21 protein-coding genes and 1 pseudogene are annotated in these 25,911 nt (G+C 62.7%); 11 read left to right on the top strand and 11 right to left on the bottom strand.

What is annotated here, in order from left to right; translation table 11 throughout:
• The first annotated feature begins 150 nt into the window (after nt 1-150).
• Together AC4FWB_RS21400 and AC4FWB_RS21395 are read left to right on the top strand one after the other, a co-directional pair.
• Nucleotides 151-5,742: a toxin TcdB middle/N-terminal domain-containing protein gene (locus AC4FWB_RS21400; protein ID WP_491028243.1), complete on the top strand. Its 5,592-nt coding sequence runs from the start codon at nt 151-153 to the stop codon at nt 5,740-5,742.
• Nucleotides 5,743-5,774: 32 nt separating this feature from the next.
• Entirely contained in the window at nt 5,775-6,437 is a 663-nt protein-coding gene (locus AC4FWB_RS21395; RefSeq protein WP_491028242.1) for an Imm52 family immunity protein, read from the top strand.
• Nucleotides 6,438-6,458: 21 nt separating this feature from the next.
• Here the strand turns inward: AC4FWB_RS21395 and AC4FWB_RS21390 are convergent.
• Nucleotides 6,459-6,701, bottom strand: a pseudogene (locus tag AC4FWB_RS21390) (helix-turn-helix domain-containing protein); the annotation flags it as partial.
• A 1-nt stretch (nt 6,702) separates the two neighbouring features.
• On the opposite strand from AC4FWB_RS21390, the gene AC4FWB_RS21385 reads away from it, so the two are divergent.
• Entirely contained in the window at nt 6,703-8,382 is a 1,680-nt protein-coding gene (locus AC4FWB_RS21385) for an RHS repeat-associated core domain-containing protein (RefSeq protein WP_491028241.1), read from the top strand.
• Nucleotides 8,383-8,507: 125 nt separating this feature from the next.
• Nucleotides 8,508-8,855: a DUF2251 domain-containing protein gene (locus AC4FWB_RS21380; protein WP_491028240.1), complete on the top strand. Its 348-nt coding sequence runs from the start codon at nt 8,508-8,510 to the stop codon at nt 8,853-8,855.
• A 59-nt stretch (nt 8,856-8,914) separates the two neighbouring features.
• Here the strand turns inward: AC4FWB_RS21380 and AC4FWB_RS21375 are convergent, their stop codons facing one another.
• Entirely contained in the window at nt 8,915-9,598 is a 684-nt protein-coding gene (locus AC4FWB_RS21375; protein ID WP_126099704.1) for a response regulator, read from the bottom strand.
• A gap of 205 nt (nt 9,599-9,803) precedes the next feature.
• On the opposite strand from AC4FWB_RS21375, the gene AC4FWB_RS21370 reads away from it, so the two are divergent.
• The 3 genes from AC4FWB_RS21370 to AC4FWB_RS21360 are packed head-to-tail and all read left to right on the top strand — an operon-like array spanning nt 9,804 to nt 12,220.
• Nucleotides 9,804-10,502 (top strand): fumarylacetoacetate hydrolase family protein, encoded by a 699-nt coding sequence (locus AC4FWB_RS21370; RefSeq protein WP_491028239.1) that lies wholly within the window; start codon nt 9,804-9,806, stop codon nt 10,500-10,502.
• A gap of 3 nt (nt 10,503-10,505) precedes the next feature.
• Complete coding sequence (maiA, locus tag AC4FWB_RS21365) at nt 10,506-11,156, top strand: maleylacetoacetate isomerase (RefSeq protein ID WP_491028238.1); 651 nt, start codon at nt 10,506-10,508, stop codon at nt 11,154-11,156.
• A 20-nt stretch (nt 11,157-11,176) separates the two neighbouring features.
• Complete coding sequence (locus AC4FWB_RS21360) at nt 11,177-12,220, top strand: zinc-dependent alcohol dehydrogenase family protein (protein WP_491028237.1); 1,044 nt, start codon at nt 11,177-11,179, stop codon at nt 12,218-12,220.
• A 12-nt stretch (nt 12,221-12,232) separates the two neighbouring features.
• Here the strand turns inward: AC4FWB_RS21360 and AC4FWB_RS21355 are convergent, their stop codons facing one another.
• Entirely contained in the window at nt 12,233-13,126 is an 894-nt protein-coding gene (locus AC4FWB_RS21355) for a DMT family transporter (protein ID WP_491028236.1), read from the bottom strand.
• A 103-nt stretch (nt 13,127-13,229) separates the two neighbouring features.
• On the opposite strand from AC4FWB_RS21355, the gene AC4FWB_RS21350 reads away from it, so the two are divergent.
• Nucleotides 13,230-14,645 (top strand): aminotransferase-like domain-containing protein, encoded by a 1,416-nt coding sequence (locus AC4FWB_RS21350; RefSeq protein ID WP_491028235.1) that lies wholly within the window; start codon nt 13,230-13,232, stop codon nt 14,643-14,645.
• Between the two features lie 220 nt (nt 14,646-14,865).
• Entirely contained in the window at nt 14,866-16,080 is a 1,215-nt protein-coding gene (cml, locus tag AC4FWB_RS21345; protein WP_491028234.1) for a CmlA/FloR family chloramphenicol efflux MFS transporter, read from the top strand.
• Between the two features lie 205 nt (nt 16,081-16,285).
• Here the strand turns inward: cml and AC4FWB_RS21340 are convergent, their stop codons facing one another.
• The 3 genes from AC4FWB_RS21340 to AC4FWB_RS21330 all read right to left on the bottom strand — a co-directional run bounded on the left by AC4FWB_RS21340 (nt 16,286) and on the right by AC4FWB_RS21330 (nt 18,708).
• A complete protein-coding gene (locus AC4FWB_RS21340; RefSeq protein ID WP_127859867.1) occupies nt 16,286-16,783 on the bottom strand; it encodes a MaoC family dehydratase in 498 nt (165 codons plus the stop codon).
• A gap of 133 nt (nt 16,784-16,916) precedes the next feature.
• Nucleotides 16,917-17,345, bottom strand: a complete 429-nt coding sequence (locus tag AC4FWB_RS21335; protein WP_491028233.1) for a phasin family protein — start codon at nt 17,343-17,345, stop codon at nt 16,917-16,919.
• A 67-nt stretch (nt 17,346-17,412) separates the two neighbouring features.
• Nucleotides 17,413-18,708: a DUF445 domain-containing protein gene (locus tag AC4FWB_RS21330; protein WP_491028232.1), complete on the bottom strand. Its 1,296-nt coding sequence runs from the start codon at nt 18,706-18,708 to the stop codon at nt 17,413-17,415.
• Between the two features lie 212 nt (nt 18,709-18,920).
• On the opposite strand from AC4FWB_RS21330, the gene rirA reads away from it, so the two are divergent.
• Nucleotides 18,921-19,382 carry an iron-responsive transcriptional regulator RirA gene (gene rirA / locus AC4FWB_RS21325; RefSeq protein WP_491028231.1) on the top strand — a complete coding sequence of 154 codons (462 nt, stop codon included), beginning with the start codon at nt 18,921-18,923 and terminating at the stop codon, nt 19,380-19,382.
• Here rirA and AC4FWB_RS21320 read toward each other — a convergent pair.
• The 5 genes from AC4FWB_RS21320 to hemP form a co-directional block, all read right to left on the bottom strand.
• Nucleotides 19,379-20,167, bottom strand: coding sequence for a heme ABC transporter ATP-binding protein (locus AC4FWB_RS21320; RefSeq protein ID WP_491028230.1), 789 nt, complete (start codon nt 20,165-20,167; stop codon nt 19,379-19,381). The genes rirA and AC4FWB_RS21320 overlap by 4 nt on opposite strands.
• A gap of 7 nt (nt 20,168-20,174) precedes the next feature.
• Entirely contained in the window at nt 20,175-21,275 is a 1,101-nt protein-coding gene (locus tag AC4FWB_RS21315) for a FecCD family ABC transporter permease (protein WP_491028229.1), read from the bottom strand.
• A gap of 6 nt (nt 21,276-21,281) precedes the next feature.
• A complete protein-coding gene (locus tag AC4FWB_RS21310) occupies nt 21,282-22,118 on the bottom strand; it encodes a heme/hemin ABC transporter substrate-binding protein (protein WP_491028228.1) in 837 nt (278 codons plus the stop codon).
• Nucleotides 22,119-22,180: 62 nt separating this feature from the next.
• On the bottom strand, nt 22,181-23,242 hold the full coding sequence (locus AC4FWB_RS21305) for a hemin-degrading factor (RefSeq protein ID WP_491028227.1): 1,062 nt from the start codon (nt 23,240-23,242) through the stop codon (nt 22,181-22,183).
• A gap of 50 nt (nt 23,243-23,292) precedes the next feature.
• Nucleotides 23,293-23,499 (bottom strand): hemin uptake protein HemP, encoded by a 207-nt coding sequence (gene hemP, locus AC4FWB_RS21300; RefSeq protein WP_491028226.1) that lies wholly within the window; start codon nt 23,497-23,499, stop codon nt 23,293-23,295.
• A 200-nt stretch (nt 23,500-23,699) separates the two neighbouring features.
• Between hemP and AC4FWB_RS21295 the strand changes: the two genes are divergently transcribed.
• Nucleotides 23,700-25,910, top strand: a complete 2,211-nt coding sequence (locus AC4FWB_RS21295) for a TonB-dependent hemoglobin/transferrin/lactoferrin family receptor (RefSeq protein WP_491028225.1) — start codon at nt 23,700-23,702, stop codon at nt 25,908-25,910.
• The last annotated feature ends 1 nt before the right edge of the window (nt 25,911 follow it).

The following is a 25,911-nucleotide window of genomic DNA, read 5'->3' as shown; positions in this document are numbered from 1 at the left end:
ACGCATTGGAACTTAGCCGATTGTTGTATCAAGCTAGCCTATGCGGTTCAACTCTCAAATAAACCTGTGGACAAATGTTGTGTGACGTTTCGGTGTCGTATCGCTCAAATCCGGATTGAGTATCGATAAGCAACTTGCTCGGGGGGACTCATGAGGCGGTTGCTTGTTGGCGCGGCAGTGCTTGCCGCGGGCGTCGTCGGCGCGGATGTTTCTGTTGTTTCTTATATTAGCGGAAGTGCGGGGACAGTAGCGTTCGCGCAAGAGGCGCAAGGCCCTTCGGTCGATACAGGCGCGCCAACAAATGGTTTCGGCAATAGCGGCGCGGCGCTGGGCGGCCAGCCGAGCGGCAACGCGACATCCTCCGATCCGTCCTCGGAGACCGGCGGCGCCGGTTCCGGCACGACGCAGGTGACGGGCAGCCCCGATGAGGCGGCCAAGGTCGGCGTCAAGCCGGGCGACGGGAAGACCGCGGACGACGGTAAATCTGCCGACACCAAGACGACGACCGATCCGAAGTCGGGCGGCAAGGCCAAGACCACCGATACGGAGGCAGCGCCCGAGGAGCCTGCCGCAGCCGCGGCGACTGCGGCTGCAACGTCGACCACGACCACCAGCGGCGATCCGGAGGCGATCGGCACGCCGAAGGTCGATCTGCCCAAGGCCGCCGGCAATGGCAATCTCGGCTATTCGGTTGCCATCGATGTGCCGGCCTTCCATGGCATCGAGCCGCAGATCGCGCTCAACTACAATTCGTCGCGCAAGACCAAGCTCGGCGGCCTCTACCAGGGCTGGCTCGGCTATGCCTGGGGGCTCGACAGTTTTGATGTCATCGAGCGGGCAAGCCCCGGCTACGGCATGCCAGTCTATGACGCGACCGACATTTTCCTGCTCGACGGCCAGGCGATGGTCGCCTGCGTTGCCGGCATGGTCTCGCCGTCCTGCGCGACCGGCGGCACGCATGCGACGGACAACGAAAGCTATCGCCGCATCGCGCTGAACAGCAGCACGAATGAATGGAAGGTAACCGACAGGGACGGCACGGTCTCGACCTTCCGCTCGGTGGGTGCCGTCGCCAATATCAATCCGGCAGCCGGCACGCCGGCCTATGATCTTGCCTTCAGCTATCGCTGGCTGTTGACCTCCGTCACCGACACCAACGGCAATACGGTCATCTACAACTATACCTGCCCGACAAGCCCGACCTGCTATCCGGCAAGCGTCACCTACAATGGCACCAGCATCACTTTCTACTACGAGGCCCGTCCCGACCTGATCCTGATGGGCAACGGTCGCGACATCTCGGAAGCCAGCCAGCGCATCAAGACGATCGGTGTCCTGGTCGGCGCCTCGATGCGCAGCGCCTACAAGCTGACCTACGACCAGGCGCCGTTCTCCAACGCCTCGCGGCTGACCCAGGTTACCCGCCACGGCACCGATGCCACCATTGCCGCCGATGGCACCATCACCAGCGGAACGTCGAAGGTCGTCGCCCAGATGGCCTATCAGAACGCCGACTGGAGCTACACCACCGTCAATACTCCGCTCTACGAACGCATCCCGGCCACTGGCGGCAATCCAAGCTACGGGTATCCAAGAGATGCCATCGACCTTAACTTCGACGGTAGGGATGAATTGTGCTGTCGGTACTCCGAGACCACCACCACAATAACGACCGGCGGTGGAGGATCGACGGGAGATCACACTGAATATACAAAAAGGGTATCACAGAATTATAAGAGAATAATCAAGTTTGGCATCGATGGCGCCCGGTTCGATGTAAAGACATTGTTCGCCGACACGACGACGACCACGACAACAAACAATGCCAGCATTCCTGAATCGCCGAGCCCCTCTGCTTTGACCGCACTCGATCCCGGGCGCTTTCTGGCAACTAAGAACGCGATGGACTTTGCCCAATACACGGGTTCGAAAATAACTTCGTGCCATGGTACGCATGACCGTGGGGAGGTTTGCACCGACACCTACTCGGCGACCCCCTCTCTGGTGTTGACCGATGCCAATCTCGCCATGACCAACGTTGGTTGCAGCCCAGCTCCCGCTGGATACGAGTCCGTATGCAGCAGCCTGCCAAGCTACAGCAATGTGTCTACGCCTCCCACGAGTTCGCCATTTGTGGCCGATACGAATGGTGACGGAATTGACACCGTGGAGAAACGCGCCACATCCACCGACACCAGCATGGGCGTCGGGGACTTCCTCGGCAATGGCAAGCAACAGCCCTTGTTCATTGTGAGTACCACCCTCAAGAAGGGCGTCCTTTCCAGCGGCAAATGGCAAGCAGGCGGAACCGCTTTCAACATAAATTGCCAGTTTGACACACTCTTGAATCCTGGCTCCTGCGTCTTCGCAGACCTCAACGGCGACGGTGCGACTGACGTTGCCAGATATAGATCAAGCGCCGACGAGATCACGGTATATCTGTCGACCGGCGTCGGTTTTAAAAACTTCACGGCTACCAGCGGTATTCTCGGCGGCAAGGCGATTCTGGGTGATTTCGACAATGATGGAAGAACGGATGTTTTTACGCTGAGCGACAACGTTGTTGTCGGCCAGGGTGAAACACGTTTGATCAAAGTTTACTCTCTTCAACCCTCCTCATCCACGACCTACGCTGCGGTCAATCTCGCGCGCCCGGCATCGATTCCAACAGTCGGGGACGTGATCGGCGACTTCAACGGCGACGGGCTGGCGGACTTCACCACCTATGCCAGCATGATCATCTCGAACGCCGGCACCGGCAATCCGAACCTTTTGAAGCAGATCGTGACGGAGCTGGGCGGCACGGTGGCGGTTGAGTACACGCCATCGTCGACGTGGGCGAATAACTACCTGCCGCAGGTGGTGCATGCGGTGACGAAGCTTTCGGTGGGCGACGGCCGCGGGCAGACGGCGGTGAGCACCTATCAATATTCCGGTGGCAAATACGATCCGGCGGCGCGCAAGTTCCTGGGCTTCGCCTCCATCGTCGAGACCAGGCCGCTGGCCAATGGCGAGACGGCGCCCTCCAAGATCGAGACCACCTATCGCCAGGATCTGGCCAGCTACGGCCTGCCGTCGCTGACGGTGTGGAAGGATGGCGCGGGCACCGCGCACAAGCAGGTCGCCGAGACCTATGCCGTCAACGCCACGACCAAACCCTACACGGTCCAGAATACCGCGACCGACACGACGCTGACCGAGAACGTCACGCACACGCTCAGGGTCGAGCGCGGCTTCGATGCCTACAACAACGTCGTCAGCCTCAAGGACTATGGCCGCACCGATGCCAGCGGCGACGAGACCTGGACGGAACGCTTCTTCTCGCCCAACACATCGGCCTACATCGTCTCTTCGCTGATTGCCGAGCGGGTGCATGCGGGGCTCACCGGCAGCGATCCCTATGTCAGCTACAAGCACAATTACTATGACGGCAGCACCGATGTGTGGGCGGTGCCGACCAAGGGCAATTTGACCCAGGTGCAGAGCTTCAGCAATGTCTCCACAGGCACGGCGGTCAACCAGTATTTTGCCTACGACTCGTTTGGCAACAGAACCGCGGCCAGCAACGGCCTCGGCCACCGCACCGAGTGGGACTATGATCCGACCTATCACCTCTATCCGGTGACGGAGCGGGCGCCGAAGTATTTTGCCACCGGCGGTCAAGTTGCCGACACCCGCTTCGTCTCGACCGCGACCTTCAATGCAGTGTGCGGGCTTCTGGCGACCAAGACCGACTGGAACGGTCTGGTGAAGACCTTTGCCTACGATCCCTTCTGCCGGCCCTATCAGGTCTCGCAGAGTGTGACAGGCGCCTATGCCAAGACGCGCTTCGAGAGCGAAGGCAATCCGGCAACACAAGCGCTGGTCAAATACACGCCGCTGCCCAACGGCGCCGGCGAGGACTTTACCCGCTCCTATTATGACGGCTTGGGCCGGATCTACCGTGTCGAGACCCCCGGCGAGACGACGGCCGGACCAAGGCGCATCGCCGACACCGACTACGATCCGCGCTCCAATGTGCTGCGCACCGCCTTCCCGAGGTTCGTCGGCGATGCAGCGCAGTGGACCACCAACTCCTACGACTGGAACGACCGGCTGATCCTGACGGTCAATCCGGATTCGAGCCAGCGCAGCTATTTGAACGAGCTAGCGACAGGAACAGGCGTCAATCCGCGCCTCAATGCGGTGACGATGACCGACGAACTCGGCCATCAGACCCGGACAGCCTGGACGACGCATGGCGATATCGCCGGCATCGTTCGCGACAATGGCGGTCTCAATCTCGGTGAGAGCCGCAGCTATGACGTGCTCGGCCGCTTGATCGGAGTGACGGACCCCGGCGGCTCGACCTGGAGCTACACCTACGACATGCTCGGCAACCGGCTGTCGGCTTCCGATCCCGACCTCGGCACCTGGACCTACACCTACGATGCGGCCAACCGGCTCATCAGCCAGACCGATGCCAGGGGCACGGTGACCAATCTCAGCTATGACCAGATGGACCGGCTGACGCAGAAGACGGCAACGGCTTCCGGCGGCAGCGCCGTCACGCTGACGCAAAACACCTATGACGAGGCGGCTGCCGGCTCCTACAATATCGGCCAGCTGACCACCTCGACCAATCCGGCCGCGACGCAAAGCTACAAGTATGATGGCTTCGGCAAGGTGGCGCGGCAGGATGCCTCCATCGGCACGCTGACCCATACCACCATCACAACCCGCGATGCCTCGGGCCAGGCGATCGCCACGCAATACCTGCCGGCTGAGCTCGACTTCGGCACTGCGGCCTCACCGCTGCAATACACTGCCGGCAACAAGCTTGCCTCAGCCCCCGGCTTCATCACCTCGACACTCTATGAGGCCGATGGGCAGACCAAGGAGATCAACTACGCCAACGGTGTGAAGACCGCCTTCACCTACTCGCCGACCCGGCGTTGGGTGACGCGCGTCACCACCTCGAGGGGCGCGACCGTGCTGCTCGACGACCAGTACGCCCGCGACACTCTCGGCCGCATCACCGGCACCACGGGGCTGACGGCTTCCGACAGCTGGACCTATGGCTATGACAATGCCGACCGGCTGACCTCGTCCGACAATCTCGGCGACAACACGCTCGACGAGACCTTCGTCTATGCCGCCAACGACAACATGGTCTCGCGCAGCCGTGTGGCCGGCACCTACACATATCCGGCGGCGAACGCAGCGCGTCCGCATGCGCCGACCAGCGTCGGTTCAAACGCCATGGCCTATGACGCCAACGGCAATCTCACCTCGGACGGCAGCCGCACGCTCGCCTGGGACGAGGCCAACCGGCTGAAGACCGTCACGCTCGCCTCCAACACCGTCAACCTGAGCTACGGCCCTGACGGCGCACGGATGAAGAAGGCTTCCTCCTTCGCCACCACGCTCTATCCCGACGCCTCGGTCGAGATCGATCCGGCAACGCCTGGAGGCGAAATCTACACCCGCTACCCGCATCCGGACGTGAAGGTCGTCGGCGCGACAAAATTCTTCCTGCATCGCGATCACCTGGCCTCGGTGCGCATGGTGACCGACAGTACCGGCAATATCGCCGAGGCCACCAACTACGCCACCTATGGCGAACGCCTCAACTCAGGCTTCCAGACGCAGAAGTCCTACATCGGCGAGCGCTTCGATCCCGAGACCGGGCTGCTCTACCTCAACGCCAGATACATGGATCCCGTGCTCGGACGCCCACAGAATTGCTTTAGGAACCGATAAACAGCCAAACGACCTAGAAAAAGATCAGCCTTATGTCAGTAAATATCTATGTTTATTGGGGAAAAAGGAAAGAGGAACTGGACGAGCTTGTCTTGCGAATCCTCTCGCATTTTCGAGTTATATCGGAGTCGGATGCAAGACTCGCCCAATGGGCACCACTGGGTAGGTCTCTTAAAAAGGCTATGGCCTCGGAAAAAGTTGATATCTCGTCAACGGACGTCCTCCGTAGCTGGCTTCTGAAAGGTCAAAACAAAACCGATACAGCCCCACGGCAGCCTATCCCAGAGCTAGGCTATCGTCTGTCATTCTGGAATCAGCGCTTAGGGCACCTGGAGGCGTCAACATCAATTACGTGCGGCGCCTTCTCAGAATACTTGTCGAGTGACAGCCAAAATAACGCGTCGCTTGAGTTAAACTATTTGAGAGACGTTGGCCTAAAATCAGACGTCCTAATGAAAATATTTCATGACCTTATCGAAATTTGGAACCCAATGTGGGGTATGGTCTGGAAGTATGCTCATAGCGGGCACCCCGCTGGAACTCCCTCCGACCCACGCCAGATTCAGCTTGCTTTCTACCAACAGCATGATGGTGCAGGACCAGCTAATCGTACTATAGGAAAAAAGCAACGAATCAGTGCTGATGGCAGCACCTGGATTAACGAACAAGTAGCCTATCTCTTAGAGAAAAATTAGCTTAGGAAGAACGCTGCGGCATCAAAACCCCGCCTGGTCCCTGAACAGCTCAGCATTGTCCAGCTTCGACACCTCGATCACCGCTTGCGTGCGGCTATAGACATTGAGCTTGCGCAAAATCTCCGACACATGCGCTTTCACCGTCGTCTCGCCTACCTGCAGCTCGTAGGCGATCTGCTTGTTCAGCATGCCCTGGCGCAGCATCTGGAGGACCCTCAGCTGCTGCGGCGTCAGCCTGGCCAGACGCTGCACCATATCGGCGCCGTTGGCGCGGCAGGACGCCACCATCGCAGGGCTGACCCACACCACCATCACGACCCGCGATGCCTCGGGCCAGGCGATCGCGACGCAATACCTGCCGGTTGAGCTCGACTTCGGCACTGCGGCCTCACCGCTGCAATACACTGCCGGCAACAAGCTTGCCTCAGCCCCCGGCTTCATCACCTCGACACTCTATGAGGCCGATGGGCAGACCAAGGAGATCAACTACGCCAACGGTGTGAAGACCGCCTTCACCTACTCGCCGACCCGGCGTTGGGTGACGCGCGTCACCACCTCGAGGGGCGCGACCGTGCTGCTCGACGACCAGTACGCCCGCGACACTCTCGGCCGCATCACCGGCACCACGGGGCTGACGGCTTCCGACAGCTGGACCTATGGCTATGACAATGCCGACCGGCTGACCGCGTCAGACAATCTTGGCGACAACACGCTCGACGAGACCTTCGTCTATGCCGCCAACGACAACATGGTCTCGCGCAGCCGTGTGGCCGGCACTTACACATACCCAGCGGCGAGCGCAGCTCGTCCGCATGCGCCGACCAGTGTCGGCGCCAACGCCATGGCCTATGACGCCAACGGCAACCTGACCTCCGATGGCAGCCGGACACTGACCTGGGACGAAGCCAACCGGCTGAAGACCGTCACGCTCGCCTCCAACACCGTTAACCTCGCCTATGGCCCCGACGGCGCGCGGGCGAAGAAGGCTTCCTCCTTTGCCACCACGCTCTATCCCGACGCCTCGGTCGAGATCGATCCGGCAACACCGGGCGCGGAAATCTACACCCGCTACCCGCATCCGGACGTGAAGGTGGTCGGCGCGACCAAGTTCTTCCTGCACCGCGACCATCTCGCCTCGGTGCGCATGGTGACGGATAGCAGTGGCGATATCGCCGAGGCCACCAACTACGCCACCTATGGCGAACGCCTCAACTCAGGCTTCCAGACGCAGAAGTCCTACATCGGCGAGCGCTTCGACCCCGAGACCGGACTGCTCTACCTCAATGCACGATACATGGATCCCGTGCTGGGGAGGTTCATCTCACCCGATGACTGGGATCCGACGCTGCCTGGCGTCGGAACGAACCGATATGCCTATGCCCAGAACGATCCAGTCAATAAGAGCGATCCGAACGGGCATTCGCTACGATCATCCGACGACAGCGCCGCGGGGCTGGCAAATAGCGGCAAGGAGGGCGGCGGTACCAACAGCGGTGCAGCTACGGGTAGCGACAAGGGTCCCCAAGCTCCCGCGGATAGCAACAAGGACTTAGCGAATCTGGGCTTCAAAGGTAAAGGCAAGACTGCGGTTGGTGATCATGTCGCGGAAGATGACTTTGTTAAGTTCGACTACGAACCGGTTAGCGCCGGTAAGCTAAATCCTAACGCCGCACCAATCTGTGGCGGCAATTGCGCAGCACCCGGAGATTTCCAAGGACCCGGATACTATGCCAAAGATGCGGTGGGCATGAAGATGAATCCGGAGCCCGTTACGAGTCCAAGGGCCACGGAGCCGCCACCGCAGTATACTTCGAAGATCGATCGAGCTACGTTTGCTGCCGAACGAGCGGCATATTGGAAGGGCGAAGCAGCATCTAATCCAGGGGCGTATTCGGAAAGCGACCTCACAAGGATGCAAGCTGGAAAGGCACCGATCGGCCAATGATGGATATCCAATGGAACTGCACCATGTAGATGGCACGCCTGAAGGTGAGTTGACCCCGATGACGCATACCGACCATCGGCTTGGCTCCAACTTTTCTGAGAATCACCCGTGGCTAGGACGACGAAATGAATAGTGAGATTTTTGAGAGTTCCGTCCGCCATGCAGGTGATCTTGCAGGTGTTTTTGAATACGATGGTGAGGTAGGCTATTTCTATCTGTACGACAACCGAAAAGGGCCAAGAGAAAAAATATTGTCCTCGATATTTATAATATCTGGAGAAACCAGTTTTTCGCAAGACGACGTGGTCGTATCTTGGAATTCTGAAGGTACCTATGTTGGACTGTATATACTTAATAGGCTTTGGGCCGTATTTAGCGACACTGCTAATAAATATGGAGGAGCCTACAAGGAGCAAGCCGATCCGGCCATTCCAAAAGAGGTTCTAGCGCAAATTAAATCGAGTATCCATTAGCTTAATATTTGAAAAGAATTGCAGTAACTGTGCATTTTCGGCACGCGTAGGCTGAGCTCTCAAAACCCCGCCTGATCGCGAAACAACTCCGCATTGTCCAGCTTCGATACCTCGATCACTGCTTGCGTCCGGCTGTAGACATTGAGCTTGCGTAAAATCTCGGAGACATGCGCCTTGACGGTGGTCTCGCCCACCTGCAGCTCGTAGGCGATCTGCTTGTTCAGCATGCCCTGGCGCAACATCTGCAGGACCCTCAGTTGCTGCGGCGTCAGCCTGGCCAGGCGCTGCACCATGTCGGCACGGTCGGTGCTGTCGGCGTCCGGCGGCTGTCCCTCGTAGTTTTCCGGCACGTAGACGGCGCCGTCCATCACCGAGCGGATGGCGGCGGCGAGATCGCTCTTCCGCGCCGATTTCGGAATGAAACCGGCCGCGCCGTAGGACAGCGCTTCGGAAATGATCTTCGGCTCCTCGTAGCCCGACACGATCACGACGGGCAGCCGCGGATAGCGGGTCCTGAGCTGCAATAACCCTTCGAAGCCGTGCACGTCGGGCATGCTGAGATCGAGCAGCGCCAGGTCGAACGGCTTTGCGTCGGCCAGAAGTTCGATCGCCTCCGCGATCGAGCGCGCCTCGACCGTATCGACGTCCGGATAGGCCATTTGCACGGCGCTGTGCAGCGCCTCGCGAAACAGCGGGTGGTCGTCGATGATCAAAAAACGGGCGCGATCGCTGACGGCGGTCATTTTATGGGTTCGGGCATCGGTTCGGTTTCGTCTGTCACAGGATAGTCCCGCGACCATGGCCAGATTATTGCCAAATAGTACATCGCCCGAAAGTCGCGGTGTCGGCAAAACGACAGGGCCAATGGTTTCCACGGCTTAATGCCTTGCCCGCCTGATCAAATCGGCCGAATGTGCGGTCGGATTCATTTAAACGCAGAGAATGCCGATGACCGACTTCGTCCTCCCGCCGCCAGCAATCGCTTCGGTTGCCGTCGCCGGCTCGGCGGAGCGGTTTGCCGTCCGCCGCATCTTCTGCGTCGGCCGCAATTATGCGGCGCATGCGCGCGAGCTCGGCAATGACGAGCGCGACCCGCCCTTCTTCTTCACCAAGCCGGCCGACGCGGTGGTCGACAGCGGCGCGGAAATCCCCTACCCGCCTTTGACCTCAAATCTCCATCACGAGATCGAGCTGGTCGTGGCGATCGGCAGAGCCGGCTTCCGCATTCCCCGCGCCGAGGCGCTTGCCCATGTCTGGGGCCACGGCGTCGGCGTCGACTTGACCCGCCGCGACCTGCAGGACCAAGCGAAGAAGGCAGCCCGCCCCTGGGATTGGTCGAAGGCCTTCGACCAGTCCGCGCCCTGCGGCCCGCTGCTGCCGGTCGCAAAGGCAGGCCATCCCGACAAGGGCCGCATCTGGCTCGCTGTAAACGATGAGGTAAAACAGGATGGCGACCTCGCCGAGCTGATCTGGCCGGTCGCCGATGTCGTTGCGATCTGCAGCGAGGCGGTCGAGCTTCAGCCAGGCGACCTGATCTTCACCGGCACGCCGGCCGGCGTCGGCGCGGTTCAGCCGGGCGACAGGATCACCGGCGGCGTCGACGGCATCGGCGTAATCGAGGTGACCATCGGCCAGCCAAGGGCTTGATTGATGAGCGACCTCGTCCTTCACAACTACTATCGCTCCTCCACCTCCTACCGGGTGCGGATCGCGCTGGAGATGAAGGGGCTGAGCTATACCTATGTGCCGCACCACCTGCGCCATGGCGAGCATCTCGAACCCGCCTACCTCGCGGTCAACCCGCAAGGGCTGGTGCCGGCGCTGGTGCTGGACGACGGAACGCTTTTGACGCAGTCGCTGGCGATCGTCGAATATCTCGACGAGATCGCGCCCGAGCCGCCGCTGCTGCCCAAGGACGCGCTTGCGCGCGCCCGCGTCAGGATGCTGGCGCAGATGATCGCGTGCGACATCCATCCGGTGAACAATCTGCGCGTGCTCACCTCGTTGCGCACCCTCTTCGGCGCCGGCGACGAGGATGTCGTCAACTGGTTCAGGCACTGGGTGAACGAAGGGTTCCAGCCGCTCGAGAAGATTCTGGCTTCGTCGCCTGAGACCGGCACGTTCTGCCACGGCGACACGCCGGGATTGGCCGATATCTGCCTCGCCGCTCAGGTCACCAACAACGCCCGCTTCGGCGTCGACATGGCGCCCTACCCGGTGATCTCGCGCATCCACGCCGCCTGCATGGCGCTGCCGGCCTTCCAGAAGGCCGCACCTCAAAATCAGATCGATGCAGAATAGCATTTACAAGGACTTGTCCCATGAAAGCTGTCGTCTTCGAAAAATTCGGCGAGGCGCCGACGATCCAGACCGTCCCCGACCCGAAACCGGCGGCGGATGGCGTCGTCATCAAGGTCGAGGCGACCGGGCTGTGCCGCAGCGACTGGCATGGCTGGATGGGCCATGACGACGGCATCACGCTGCCGCATGTTCCCGGACATGAGCTGGCAGGCGTCGTCGTCGCCGCCGGCAAGCTGGTGAGCCGCTGGAAAGCCGGCGACCGCGTCACCGTGCCCTTCGCCGTCGGCTGCGGCCGCTGCTTCGAATGCAACTCCGGCAACCATCAGGTCTGCGAGCACCAGACGCAGCCGGGCTTCACCGGCTGGGGCTCCTTCGCCGAATATGTCGGCATCGAGCATGCCGACACCAATCTCGTTCGCCTGCCTGATTCTATGGAATTCGCCACCGCCGCCAGCCTCGGCTGCCGTTTCGTCACCTCTTTCCGCGCCATCGTCGACCAGGGCCGGGTGACGCCGGGCGAATGGGTGGCCGTGCATGGCTGCGGCGGCGTCGGGCTGTCGGCGATCATGATCGCCAGCGCCATGGGCGCCAATGTCATCGCCATCGACCTCACCGACGAGAAGCTGGACTTCGCCAAGAAAATCGGCGCGGTTGCGACGATCAACGCCTCGACGACGCAGAACGTCGTCAAGGCGGTCAAGCAGATCACCAATGGCGGCGCGCATATGTCGATGGACGCGCTCGGCCACCCGACGACATCGTTCAACTCGATCGCCAATTTGCGCCGGCGCGGCCGCCACGTTCAGGTCGGGCTGATGCTCGGCGAGCACGCACGCCCGCAGGTGCCGATGGACAAGGTGATCGCCTTCGAGCTCGAAATCCTCGGCAGTCACGGCATGCAGGCCTACCGCTATTCCGCGATGATGGAGATGATCCGCACCGGCAAGCTGAAGCCCGAGCTACTGGTCGGCAAGAAGATCAGCCTCGAGGAAGCGCCGGCCGCGCTGATGGCGATGAGCGGCTTCGAGGGCATCGGCATCGGCGTGGTGACGAAATTTCAGTAGGAAACAGCGCTGTCATTGCTGGGCTGGGCGCAGTGGCGGACTCGGCTTTGCAAACTTCTTCGCCCCGAACACGCACAGCACGACGCCGAGCGTGACAACCACCATCAGCGGGCTGACCTGCTCGTGCAGCAGGCTCGCCGCCAGCGCCAGGCCGAAGAACGGCTGCAGCAGTTGCAACTGCCCGACGGCCGCGATGCCGCCCTGCGCCAGGCCTCGATACCAGAACACGAAGCCGATCAGCATGCTGAACAGCGAGACGTAGGCGAGGCCGATCCATGCGCCGGAGCCGACGCCGGCGAAGGAGGGCGGCAGCGTCGCAAAGGTCAGCAACAGCATGACCGGCAGCGACAGCGCCAGCGCCCAGCAGATCACCTGCCAGCCACCGAGCCTGCGCGACAGCGCGGCGCCCTCGGCATAGCCCAATCCGCAGGCGATGATCGCGGCAAGCATCAGCGCATCGCCGACCGGCGACACCGTCACGCCCTGCAGCAGCGCAAAGCCGGCGACCAAAGCGCTGCCCAGGCATGAAAACAGCCAAAAGGCAGGACGCGGACGGTCGCCGCCGCGCAGCACGCCGAAGATCGCGGTCGCCAGCGGCAGCAGGCCGACAAAGACGATGGAGTGCGCCGCGGCGACATGCTTCAGCGCCAGCGCCGTCAGCAAGGGAAAGCCGACCACGACGCCCAGCGCAACGATGGCCAGCGAAACCAGATCGCTTCGCTCTGGCCGCTTCTCACGAAACAGGAGCAGCATCGCAATGCCAAGCAGGCCGGCGATCGCCGCTCGGGCCGAGGTCAAAAAGGTCGGGTCGAAATCCATCACCGCGACACGCGTCGCCGGCAGCGAGCCGCTGAAGATCAGCACGCCGATGAAACCGTTCAGCCAGCCGTTCAAACCCTTGTCCATGATCTACTCCATTTGCTTCGTCCGTACGGCCCAGGGCCATGGCTTTGCCAGAGACAATGCGGTACAGTTCGGCAAAACTGTAATGGCCTGCAGGGGAGTACAGATGGACACACCCGGCCCGAATGCCGGTGGAACGCTGGTCGAAACGGTCATGGCGGCCATCCGGCAGCGGATCGCCGCGCGCGTCCTGACGCCAGGCGCGCGCCTGCCTTCGATCCGCGCCTTCGCCGGCACAATGCAGGTGTCGAAGTCGACGGTGGTCGAGGCCTATGAGCGTCTCGCCGCGGAAGGCACGATCCGCTCGCGGCCGGGTTCCGGTTTCTATGCCGCCGGCCCGCTCGCGCCGCTGTCGCTGGCCGAGATTGGTCGCCGCCTCGATCGCGCCGTCGATCCGCTCTGGGTCTCGCGGCAGTCGCTTGAGGCAGGCGACGAGATGCTGAAACCAGGATGCGGCTGGCTGCCGGCCTCGTGGATGCCGCAAGCCGCCTTGCGCCGCGCATTGCGCAGTGCCGCACGCACCGACGACGCGACGCTTGCCGACTACAGCACGCCGCTCGGCCTGCCGGCGTTGCGGCATTTGCTTGCCCGCCGCCTCTCGGCGCATGGCGTCGAAGCGTCGCCCGACCAGATCATGCTCACCGAATCCGGAACGCAGGCGATCGACCTATTGTGCCGCTTCCTGCTCGAGCCTGGCGACACCGTGCTGGTCGACGATCCCTGTTACTTCAATTTTCATGCGCTGCTGCGCGCCCATCGCGCCAAGGTGGTCGGTGTCCCCATGACGCCGTCGGGGCCCGATATCGAACTGTTCGCGCAGGCGCTCGCCGCGTATCGGCCGCGCCTCTACATCACCAATTCGGCGCTTCACAACCCGACCGGCGCGGTGCTGTCGCCGGTGGTTGCCCACCGGCTGCTGAAGCTCGCCGACCAATCCGATCTCGCCATCATCGAAGACGACATCTTTGCCGATTTCGAGCACACGCCGGCGCCGCGGCTGGCGGCTTTCGATGGCCTCGGCCGCGTCATCCAGATCGGTTCTTTTTCGAAGACGCTGTCGGCCTCGGTGCGATGCGGCTTCATCGCTGCGCCCCGCGACCGGATGGAAGGGTTGACCGACCTCAAGATCGCGACCACTTTCGGTGGCGGGCGCCTGTCCTCGGAACTGGTGCTGACCCTGCTGAAGGACGGCAGCTACCGCAAGCATGTCGAGCAGTTGCGCGCCCGCCTGGCGCGCGCCATGGCCGAGACCGCCGGCAGGCTGAAAGCAATGGACATCGTGCCCTGGATCGACCAACCGACCGGCATGTTCCTGTGGTGCCGGCTGCCCGACGGCATCGACGCCGCTGACGTTGCCCGCCATGCGCTGTCGGAGAATGTGGTGCTGGCGCCCGGCAATGCCTTCAGCCTCTCGCACACCGCCGGCCGCTTCATGCGCTTCAATGTCGCCCAATGCGAGGATGAGCGCATCTTCAGGGTACTCGAAAAAGCGACGGCTGCGTCCCTCCGCAAGGCAGCATAGGCAAGCTTGGAGGTTGCCGCAGCCCGGTTCGGCAGATACTGAACCGCAACATGCACGTCTCCAGCGTGCGCCATCGTTTCGGGACCGACAGCCATGGGATCCAGCAAGTCAGCAGACAAGTAAGCCGCAACAGCGCTTCGTTGTTGCGGCAGTCTGTCCCGTCTTTCCAAACTGAAAGCAGATCGCCGCCGAATGTCACCATTTGAGCGGATTTTTTCTCATGTCTTGTCCAAACCAACCGGCATGGACCCTGTCCATGCCGGCAGCCTTGTTGCTGATGTCTCCCTTCGACGTCCTGGCTTCCCTCGCCATGGATATTTACCTCCCGGTCGTCCCGAGCATGCCGGGCGCGCTTGGCACTTCGCCGGCAATCGTCCAGCTGACGCTCAGCCTCTACATGGTCTGCCTCGGGCTCGGTCAGCTCGTCTTCGGGCCGGTTTCCGACCGGGTGGGCCGGCGCCCGGTGCTGATCGGCGGCGCCATTTCGTTCGCCGCCGCCTCCTTCCTGCTTGCCGGCACATCCCTTGCTCCGGCCTTCCTTGCCCTGCGCATCGCTCAAGCCTTGGGCGCATCGGCCATGCTCGTTGCCGTCTTCGCAACGGTCCGCGATGTCTACGCGCAACGGCCGGAAAGCGCCGTCGTCTACGGCATGCTCGGTTCCTTGCTGTCCTTCGTGCCGGCGCTGGGACCGATCGCCGGTGCGCTCATCGCGAACAGTCTTGGGTGGCGGGCAATCTTCGTGACGCTTGGCATTCTGGCGGCGGCGGCCACGCTCAACGCCTGGCCGAAATGGCACGAGACACGCCCCATGAACGGTGGCCCCGTTCAGGCGGCCTTCGCGCCGATCCTGCGCAGCTTCGCGTTCTGGACCTACACGCTCGCCTTCGCCACCGCGATGGGCTCTTTCTTCGTGTTCTTTTCGACTGCGCCAAGGGTGCTCATCGGTCGGGCCGGCTTCTCGCAGATCGGCTTCAGCCTGGCCTTCGCCACGGCGGCATTGGTGATGATCCTCACCAGCCGGTCTGCGAAGACTTTTGTTGCGCGCTGGGGCATCGCAGGCAGCGCCGCGCGCGGCATGGCGATGCTGCTTCTGGGTGCAGCTCTGCTCGCCGCAGGAGAGATATTCGCAACGCCCTCCTTCGCGACCTTCGTCGTGCCGATGTGGATCATCGCCATCGGCATCGTCTTCACGGCTTCGGTCACCGCCAACGGCGCGCTCGAACCCTTTGGCGACGTCGCAGGCACCGCCGTCGCGCTCTATTTCTGCCTGCAGAGCGTAATCGTTTCGACAGCGGGCACGCTGCTCGTCATCGCCCTCGACGGCGACACCGCTTGGCCATTGGCCAGCTATGCCGCCGGCTTCGCGCTGGCCACACTCTTTGCGTTAAGGCGATTAAACCGACCGAATCGCGTTCAGCAGACAAACGTCATCTGAGAAAACGCTGGCCTGGCAAACCAGCGCTCCAGGGTCTCTCGAGATTCAGGTCAGGCCGAGCCGAGAGTGGTGGCTTCCGAGAACCGGCCTACGCCGGCCGTAGCCTTCATAGGACGGAGACACTTATGACGGCTTCGGTCGGCGAAGGCCGGAAGCACAGGAAGCCGCCACTCGCAGGCCGGCCTCACCTGAATATCGGCAGACCCTAAGCGCCTGCCCGCTTGCGGCGCTCATACATCATCACCAGCGTCTCGGCGGTCAGCGCCGGCTTCTGCTCGCCCTCGATCTCGACGGTGTTCGCCGCCTTCATCAGATATTGGCCGGGGCCGCGGTCCTCCATGGAAAGCAGCGTCGTGCGCAGCCTGATGCGGGCACCGGACTTCACCGGCGCCAGGAAGCGCACCTTGTCGAAGCCGTAATTGAAAGCGGCCTGCGTGTTTTCCGGCACGATGCCCATCTCCAGCGCCAGCGCGCCGATGATCGACAGCGTCAGATAGCCATGCGCGATCGTGGTGCGGAACGGGCTCTGCCGCTTCGCCCGCTCGGGATCGACATGGATCCACTGATGGTCGCCCGTGCATTCGGCGAACTGGTCGATGCGCTGCTGGTCGACCGTCGTCCAGTCCGACACGCCGATCTCCTGGCCGGCCATTGTCCGCAACTGTTCGAAGGTCGGCGGCGTTCTCGGCCGATTTTCCGTCATTCCTGCTTTCCCGGTGGCTTCTGCCAGTCTCCCGACCATGAACCGGCGGCTCCTGTCAATTCGCGGCGCCACGATTTCACTCCGAGAGTTGACGGTTTTACGGCAGGCAGGGAACGCGGAGCCCCGCGCCGGTTCAATTCCTGTCGTAGCCGGCGCGGATTTCCGCCATCGCGTCCTTGATCCTGTCGCGCAGGATTTCGACCGATTCGGTGCCGGACTTCCGGACCAAGTCAGCGACCTCGCCGGCATTCTTCAGCGTTGTCTCGAAGGATTTCCTGGCGAATTCCACCTGTTTTGTCATCAACTCCTGCGGATTGCCCGGAGCCTGGTAGTTCTGCGCCATCCGGGTGATTTCGCCGAGCGCCTCCTGCACCATCTCGTGCTGCCTCGACAGAACGGATGTTGCGCCGGCGGCACTTGCCCTGGCCGACTTCTCCAGAGCCTCGAGATTCTTGCGGTGATGATCGAGGATCGCCTGGACGTCGACCTTCGGCAGCTTCAGGTCGCGGCCGAACCTGCTGAACATGTCCAGGAAAGAGTCGGATTCCGGTCGTCTTGCCATGCCGTCGCCTCCCTATTTGCCGCATCTGCGGCGCCCGCTAGGGAGAATAGTGCGCGCCCGGCCCGCGTCAATTGAGGAGAAATAGCCGCTCGGCCGTATAAAGTACCAAACCGGCCAGGCCGCCGATCACCATGCCGTTGAAGCGGATATATTGCAGGTCCTTGCCGATGTTCGCCTCGATCAGCCGCGTCAGCTGGGCGAGGTCCCAGCGCTTGACCTGGTCGGCGATGAATTTTGACACGCCGCTCTTCTGGCTCTCGACAAAAGAAGCGAGCGCCACGACGAAGCCTTGGTTCATGTCGGCCCTGATCTGGGCATCGTCGGCGAGATGCCGGCCGATCTCGACGAACATGTTGGCAAGGTGCTCGCGGATCATCGAATTCGGCGCATTGGCGTCCTGCTCGATGAACAGGCGCAGGCTTGCCCACATGTCGCCGGCCAACGCCTGGACCTCCGGACGGCCGAGGAAATCGCGCTTCAGCTTCTCGGCGCGCCTTGCATATTGCTTGGATGTCCGCAGCCGCTCGATGAAACCGATCGCGAAACGATCGAACTCCGCGCGCATCGGATGATCGGGATCGGCTCGCACCTCCTCCAGCAGCGATCCGGCGGAGGCAACGATCTTCTTCAGCAGATAGGCGTCGGCGCGAAACAGGTTGAACAGCGAGGGCAGCTCCTCGCGGATCTTCTCACGCATCGTCGCCAGAGCTTTCTCGTCGTTCAGGAAACGTCCAACCACCCTGATGAATTCGTCGAACAGCTTTTGATGGCGACGGTCGTCGGTGAGTGCCGACAACAGTTCCGCGGCTAAAGGTGCCAGCGGCACCTTTTCGATCTGCTCCAGCATGCGGCTGGTGACGAAGTCGCGCAGCCCGGACTGCTCTACCGCTGTCAGCGTCTGCGGCACCAGCCGGGCGACGAAGCGCGAAAGCCCGGCGGCCCGTTCTGCGTCGGCCAGCCAGTCGGCGACCAAAGCGGCAAAGTCGACCTCTGCGAGTTTTTCGCGCACCGGCTCCGGCGCCAGGAAATTGGCCTCAATGAAGCGGCCGAGATTGTCGGCGATGCGGTGCTGGTTCTCCGGGATGATGGCGGTGTGCGGGATCGGCAGCCCGAGCGGCCGCCTGAACAGCGCAACGACGGCATACCAGTCGGCGAGGCCGCCGATGGTCGCCGCCTCGGCGAAGGCGGCGACGAAGCCGAGCCATGGATAATTGCCCTCGAAAGACTTGGCGAGCGCGAAGACAAGGATGCATAGGCCAAGCGCCGCGGCGGCGATGAACTTGGTCCGCCGCAATGCCGAGAGCTTTGCCTGCGCATCGGCGTCGAATCGAACTGGCGCGAGCACCTGAGCTGATTGTGACATGGAAAGCCGTTTCCTCTTTGCAGCCGGACTTATCTAGTGCCCGCTCCCGCGAAACGCTCGCTCAAAGCGTATTGGGGCATATCGAGCCGCCCCGACGCGTCGGCATGCACAAAAAGTTGACACGTCTATTCAGCTATGTGGCGGTCCAGTCTGGAATTGTTCCAAACTATGGGCCATATTCGGCCCAAGCTAATGTTTTCGCGAGGACTACCATGCGGCTCACGCGCCAGACCAACTATGCGATGCGCATCCTTATGTATTGCGCCGCGAACAACGACAGGCTGAGCCGTATCCCCGAGATCGCCGCCGCCTATTCGGTTTCGGAGCTGTTCCTGTTCAAGATCCTGCAGCCGCTGGTCGAGGCCGGCCTGGTCGAGACGGTGCGCGGTAGGAACGGTGGCGTGAGGCTCGGCCGACCGGCCGAGCAGATCAGCCTGTTCGATGTCGTGCGCGTCACCGAAGAAAGCTTCGCCATGGCCGAATGTTTTGAAAACGACGCCGCCGAATGCCCGCTGGTCGACAGCTGCGCCTTGAATTCGGCGCTGCGCGAGGCGCTCAACGCCTTCTTCGCCGTGCTTTCCCGCTACACGATCGCCGACCTCGTCGCCGCGCGCCCGAGCATGCGTCATTTGCTCGGCATCGATCTCCTGGAACAGCGCGCCCCGGCGGCCTAGGCCGCCGATTGCGGCAGCACGAACGGCACGCTCCCTGCGGGTAGCGCGCCGACCTTGAGGCGGCAGTCGAACACCTTCTCGATCAGTTCATCGTTCAGCACGTCCGTTGGTGAGCCGGCAGCGGCCAGTTGCCCACCGTGCAGCACGAAAATGCGGTCGGCATACATGGCGGTCAGGTTGAGGTCGTGCAGGATCGCCACCACGCCGCCGCCACGGCGGGCGAAGTCGCGCGCGATGTTCATGATGATCAACTGGTGCTTGACGTCGAGGCTGGAAACCGGCTCGTCGAGGAAGAGATAGCGCGGCCTGCCCTCCAGCACCGGCGCCCAGACCTGGCACAGCACGCGCGCAAGCTGCACGCGCTGCTGCTCGCCGCCGGAAAGCTCCTGGTAGAAACGGCCGGCAAAGCCGTCGAGATCGACCCGCGCCAACGCCCGCTCAGGCAAGCGCGCATCCTCGCCGGGCAGCACGCCGGAGCGGCCGCCGATGAGGCCAAGGCGAACGATTTCGCGCACCGTGAAGGGAAAGGACAGCGAGGTCGACTGCGGCAGCACGGCGCGAAGCGTCGCTGCCTCCATCGGCTTCATCGCGGCAAGATCGCGACCGTTGAGGGTGACAGTGCCGATATAGGAAAGCTCGCCCGTCAGCGCCTTGAGCAGGGTCGTCTTGCCCGATCCGTTCGGTCCGACGATTGCCGTTACCTCGCCCGGCCGAGCGGCAAAATCGACATGCGACACGATGCGTTTGCCGCCGATCGCCACGGAGATGTCGCGGGCTTCGACCATCGGCGGCTCACAAATCGACGATGCCGCGCTTGCGCAGCAGGATCCACAGGAAGAGCGGCGCGCCGGCGACCGCCGTGACGATGCCGATCGGCAGCTCAGCCGGAGCGACAATGGTGCGGGCGACCGCGTCGGCGAGCAGAAGCAGCGAGGCGCCGAGCAAGGCCGAAGCCGGCAAAAGGTAGCGGTTGTCCGGACCGATCGCGAGGCGCAAGAGATGCGGCACGACAATGCCGACGAAGCCGATGCCGCCGCTGACGGCGACCGACGCGCCGACCGCCGCCGAAACCGCGACGATGGCCGTGTATTTCAAGCGCTGCACCGGAATGCCGAGATGGCCCGCGGTCACTTCCCCAAGCGCCAGCGCGTTGAGGCCGCGCGACAGGAAAGGCATCGTCGCCAACGCCAGCAGGATCACCGGCCCGACGGTGCCGATCTTCGGCCATGTCGCGCCGCCAAGCGAGCCGAGCTGCCAGAAGGTCAGGTCGCGCAACTGCCGGTCGTCGGCCAAGAAGATCAGGACGCCGGTGAGCGCCATGGCAAGGGCTGCGATCGCGAGGCCGGCAAGCAGCATCGTTGCGACCGATGTCCTGCCCTGGCGTGTCGCGATGGTATAGAGCAGCAAGGTGACCGCCAGGCCGCCGAAGAAAGCCGCCAGCGGCAGCGCGAGCGTGCCCAGCGCCCGCGTGACAGGCGCCAGCCAGCTCGCGCCGAGCACGATGATCGCCACCGCGCCGAGACTCGAGCCGGCCGAGACGCCGATCAGGCCGGGATCGGCGAGCGGATTGCGGAACAGCCCCTGCATCACAGCGCCGGAGACGGCGAGCGCGGCGCCGATAAGCACGCCGAGCAGCACGCGCGGCATGCGGATGTCATAGACGATCAACTGGTCGCGGGCGGCGAGCGCCGCATCGGCCGGCACGGCGCCCGTAAACCAATCGCGGATGACCGAGACGGCGGAGGCGTCGGAAGCGCCCGACGTCAGCGACAGGAACACGGACAGCGCAAGCGTCACCGACAAAAACAGGATGACGATCCTTGCCCGTGCCGAGCGGTCGCCATCGGCTGCCATCACCCTGCCCGCCGCGCCGGCGATCGACTGTTCGGCCATGGCCGTTCAGTCCGTGACCTGATTGCCGTAGAGCGAGACGGCGAGATCGTGGATGGCCTCGGCCGTGCGCGGCCCGAAGCCGAGCAGATAGCCGCCATCCATGCTGATCACCTTGCGGGTGGCACCCGCGGGCGTCGAGGCGATCGACGGATTGGCTAACAGCTCGTCTTCCGAAATCGGCGGCCCGGCGTTCTTCATCGTCAGGATCACATCTGGCCTGGCGGTAACGATCGCCTCGTCGGACATCTGCTTGTAGCCGGAGAACCCTTCGACCGCGTTGACCGCGCCGGCGAGCTTGATGATGCCGTCGCCAGCGGTGTCGCTGCCCGCGGCAAGGATCTTGCCGCCTTGCGTCGACAGCACGAACAGGATGCGCTTGCGCTCCTTGATCGAAGCCGTCTGCTTCTCGGCCGCCTTCAGCCTTGCATCCATCTCGGCCGCCAATTTCTCGGCCTTGGCGTCGACGCCGAGCGCCTTGCCGACGACGCGTATCTTTTCGAGGATGCCTTCGTGACTGTAGTGCTCGGGCACTTCGACAAAGCGCACGCGCGATTTCTTCAGCACATCGACCGCTTCCTTCGGCCCGCTGCCATGCAGCGCCAGGATTCCGGTTGGATTGACCGACAGCACCCCCTCCGGCGACAGCGCGCGCATGTAGCCGACATCGGGCAGCTTGAGCGCGGCTTGCGGGAAATAGCTCGTCGAATCGCGGGCGACGAGATGCCCCTCCTCGCCGAGCGCGTAGACGATCTCGGTGATGGAGCCGCCGATGGAGGCGATCCGCGAATTGTCCGAGAAGACGGGCGTACTTTCGTTGGCCCCGGCTGGCAGGACAGCGAGCATAACACCAAGCACCGACGCGAGCGCAGGGCGGAAACTGAAAACAACACGCATTGGGTCTTGACTCATGCAGCGGTCGGGCTGGGGATGCGGGGCAGGTTCTCGGCCAGGAAGCGCCAGTCTTCCCGCTCGCCCTCGCCTTCGTGGCGCTTGCCGAAGAACTGGATGATCATGCCGCCCTTGGCGTCATAGGCCTCGAGCGAGGTGACATGGCCGTCCTTGGTCGGCTTGCGCACCGCCCAGACTTCATGGATGTGGTCCGTCCTGAGATGCAGGTGGAAGGTCTCGTCGAGCACGTTGATCCAAGGCCCCATCGGCTTGACCGATTTGATCGGGCCGGAATGGATCTGGATGCAGCCGCGGTTTCCCACGAAGCACATGATCGGCATCTCGCCTGCCGCCGCGTGGTGGAACATGGCGTTGACGGCATCATTGTCGAGCAGCCAGGCATAGTCCCGCCCGACCATGCGCACCGCCTCGCGGCGGCTGAGCTTCAGCGTCTTCAGCATGCCGAAGAACTGATGCACGTCGGTCATCCGGCTCCAGCGGTCACGCAGATCGTCGATGCTGGCAACCGAACCCTGGTTCTCCCCCTCGCCTTCCGGCGCGCTTGAAGCTATCGTGACAGTCGGTTCCTGCTTCGACGATTCGAGGCTCGCCACCAGCTTCTGGTAGGCATAGAGGTTTGACGCGGGCCTCAGATGCACCTTGTGCACCGCCTCGCCCGATGCATCGAAGAACTGCAGGCTGCGGCGGATCTCGCCGCCATCGCGCTTCTCGACCGCAAAGCCATGCGCCCACACCTTCGGGAAGATGCGCAGGTCGATGTTCTCGCCGAGCACCATGGCATTGTGGTTGCCGGTGACGACCTTGTCGTAAACGCCGATCTTCTCGTGCACGGCGCTCTCGTTGCGGGTCAGCGCCATCACCTCGCCGACCGCTTCGAGGCCGGTCAGCAGATCGTTGACGCGCGGCTCGACGCGCACGGCGCCTTGCCCGCAATGCGCCGCAACCAGCTCCGCTTCCGAAACGCCGAGTTGGGCTGCGAGATCGCGCTCGCGCAGCTTCGGATTGTCTTCCCGTGCCCGCCGGATCTCTTCCGGCGACGGCTTCACGCGCTGGTCCATGTCGTCCACCTGCCCACTTTTGTCTGCGCTATTCCGCTTGCAGATCGTGCTTACTTGTTGAGGATCAGCTTGCCCTGGCGGGTGATCTTCAGCCGGTAGAGCGCGCCGTGGTGCTCGATGCCGATCTCGTGCTCGCCCTGGAACAGCGTGTTGCTGGAGAGCGTCCTCACCGCCATCGGCACCCGCTCGTAGCGCATCTGCGCGTCGTCTGAACGGCGGACGCGATAGCGGAAGTCGTTGGGATTGTGCGTGTTCATCGGGTCGCTCCTTCTGCTTGCCGGCCGTCTGGCCGGGCGCTTCGTAAATTGCCGATTCAATTCTTGACTCGAATAATCATGTTTACTAGTCAGTGCATTACCGGACTAAATGAGTCAACATTTAAGACGCCGGTCGTGATCAAAAATGCGAGCGAGCCCCGCGCCAGCCAGCATCGAGCCTGAAAATCTGGAGTTGGGGCATGGGGTTGGTGAATTGGGGACGGACGGGCCTGGCGGATGCGGGTCCGGGCTTCCGATCGACGGCAAGCGGCATTGCCATATTGATGGCCGGGGCAGCGGCAATCGCGCTCGGCGTGCCGGCCGCGAAAGCGCAACAGGCCGCGCAGCCGGCGACAGGCCAGCAGGCGGATCAAAAAAAGAAGGCCGATGAGAAAACCGCTGCCGAAGGAACCCTGCTCGACAAGATCCTGGTCATCAGCCGCACCGGCGAGACGGCGATCCAGTCGCTGGCATCGGCCAGCCATGTCGACCAGGAGCAGCTCGAGCGCCGCATGGCGACGACGCCGAACGAGATGCTGCTCGGCGTTCCGGGCGTCACCGTGCAGGCCGACGCACGGCGCGTCAGCTCCAGCATCAACATCCGCGGCCTGCAGGACTTCGGCCGCGTCGCGGTGATCGTCGACGGCGCCAGGCAGGATTTCCAGCGCTCCGACCATGGCACGCAGTCGACCTTCTATGTCGATCCCGAGCTCATCAAATCCGTCGACGTGATCCGCGGCCCGGTCGCCAACACCTATGGCTCCGGCGCTATCGGCGGCGTCGTCTTCTTCGACACCAAGGACGCCGAAGACTTCCTCAAGCCGGAAGAAACCTGGGCTGCCTCCGTCACCGGGCGCTATGAAACCAACGGCAAGGGCTGGACCACCAGCGCCAGCGGCGCCTATCGCTTCAACGAGAACTGGGACGCGCTGGGCAACATCGTCTACCGCGACTACGGCGACTACAAGAACGGCGGCGGCAACACCGTTGCCGGCACCGGCTTCGACGTGCTGAGCGGCCTGCTCAAGACCACCATCCGCCTGAGCGAAAACAGCCAGCTGAAGCTTGGCTGGGTCGGCTCCAGCGACGGATGGACGGAGACGAGCGGCGGCGTGCCGGCCAACGATGTCGACCTGAAGTCGAACACCTTCACCGCCCGCTACAACATCACCGACGATGCCAAGAGCTGGCTCGACCTCCACATCAACGCCTCCTACAACAAGACAGTTCTCGATCTGACGACTCTTGTCCCGAAAAACCGGTTCGATCCGACAACCGGCCTTCCCGTCGTGCTCCCGGCCGGCTCGCTGTCGACTTTCGATGTCGGGACGACCGGCATCGATATCTGGAACACGTCACGCTTCGAGACCGCCGGCATTGCGCACGAGTTTACCTATGGCGGCGATTGGGTCGGCGACGATGTCGAGACGGGCGGCACGGCCGGCGGCGATAGCTTCTACACGCCGTCGGGCAAGCGCAACGTCTCGGGCGCCTATATCCAGGACAAGCTGACCTGGGAATGGCTCGAGGTCATCACCGGCCTGCGCTACGACAGCTACAGCCTGAAGGACTCCGACCATGAGACATCAGGCGACCGGCTGTCGCCGCGCATCACCGTCGGCGTGTCACCCTTCGAAAGCGCAAGTCTCGCCGGCCTGCAGTTCTACGGCACCTATGCGGAAGGCTACCGCTCACCCTCGCTGACGGAGACGCTGATCAGCGGCAACCATCCGGCCGGCGTCACCTTCCCGTTCCTGCCCAACCCCAATCTCAAGCCCGAAACCGGCAAGACGGTCGAATTCGGCGTCAACTACAAGCAGAACGACTTTCTCGAAGCCGGCGATGCGCTGCGGCTGAAGGCCGCCTACTTCAACAACAATGTCGAGGACTATATCGACGGGGTCACGCTTTCGGCATTCGACCCGACCAGCGGCTGTCCGTTCGGCCCGGGCATCCCGATCTGCTTCCAGTACCAGAACTTTGCCAAGGCCAAGATCAACGGCTTCGAGCTGGAAAGCGTCTACGACGCCGGCTGGGGCTATGCCGGCCTTTCGGCTTCCATCATCAACGGCCACACCATCTCGTATGAAGGCGAGCGCGCCGATCTTGCTACCATCCCCTCCTCCCAAGTGACGGCGCAGCTCGGCCTCCGCTTCCTCGAAGACAAGCTGACGGTCGGCGGTGAAGTGCAATACAACGGCAAGCCCAAAGGCAACCCGGTGGCCAAGGACTATACCCTCGTCAACGCCTTCGCCAGCTACCAGGCGACCGACAATCTCAAGGTCGACTTCCGCGCCGACAATCTGTTCGACGTCAAATACACCAACCCGCTCAACGGCAGCACGACCGCTGTTCTCTACGAACCCGGCGTCACGCTGAAGCTGGCGGCAACCATGCGCTTTGGAGGCTGAT

This window comes from Mesorhizobium sp. LEGMi-168a (genome assembly GCF_058312955.1).
The sequence above is the reverse complement of the archived record's forward strand: the minus strand, read 5'-3'. Positions and strand labels throughout refer to the sequence as shown.